Source organism: Amycolatopsis sp. NPDC059657 (assembly GCF_042734395.1).
Classification (GTDB): Bacteria; Actinomycetota; Actinomycetes; order Mycobacteriales; family Pseudonocardiaceae; genus Amycolatopsis.
Map to the genome: position 1 here is coordinate 54,293 of NZ_JBHWEB010000067.1, position 704 is coordinate 54,996.

The 704-nt window shown below is 66.6% G+C and carries 1 protein-coding gene; it reads left to right on the forward strand.

Going from position 1 to position 704, the window contains the following annotated elements; all coding sequences use genetic code 11:
* The first annotated feature begins 146 nt into the window (after nucleotides 1-146).
* Complete coding sequence (locus tag ACFV15_RS30510) at nucleotides 147-575, forward strand: nitroreductase family deazaflavin-dependent oxidoreductase (protein ID WP_378354533.1); 429 nt, start codon at nucleotides 147-149, stop codon at nucleotides 573-575.
* The last annotated feature ends 129 nt before the right edge of the window (nucleotides 576-704 follow it).

A 704-nucleotide genomic window follows, 5' to 3' on the forward strand; every position in this document is an offset into this window, starting at 1 on the left:
CACCCCGCCCCCCCTTCCGGGGGGGCTGCCTTTGAAGGCGCCCACCCCGGGCGTGCCTCCCAAATTAATAAACAGTATTCGTGGGGGTGTGTGCTTGCCGCGTTTATACCCGCCAAACCCCCCCACGACTCCTTTAGGCTCTCTTCATGCCTAGTGATTTCTCGCTGAAAGCGATGAACGCCATCCACCGTGGCCTGCTCAAGATCACGGGCGGCCGCGCCGGCTGGTCCGTCGCGAACATGCCGGTACTGGAACTGACCACGATCGGGCGCAAGTCGGGCGAGCCGCGCAAGGTCATGCTGACCTCGCCGCTGCGCGACGGCGACGCGATCGTCGTCGTCGCCTCGCGGGGCGGGGATGACACGCACCCGGCGTGGTTCCTCAACCTGCGGGACAACCCCGACGTCGAGGTCGCGCTGGGCGGCAAGCCCGCCCAGAAGATGCACGCCCGCGTCGCCACCCCGGACGAGCGGGCGCGGATGTGGCCGAAGATCACGGCCGACTACAAGAACTACGCGCAGTACCAGACCAAGACCGAGCGCGAGATCCCGCTCGTCCTGCTCGAAAACGCTTAAGGACTCGGTCGGGCGGGCCGCGAGTGGCAACTCTGCTGCATCCAACGGAGCAGGGGAACCCCTCGCCCACGATCTGGCCACGCGAGATCAGGGGTCGTGAGTGGTACGGCCGGTTAGAACCGGCCGTAC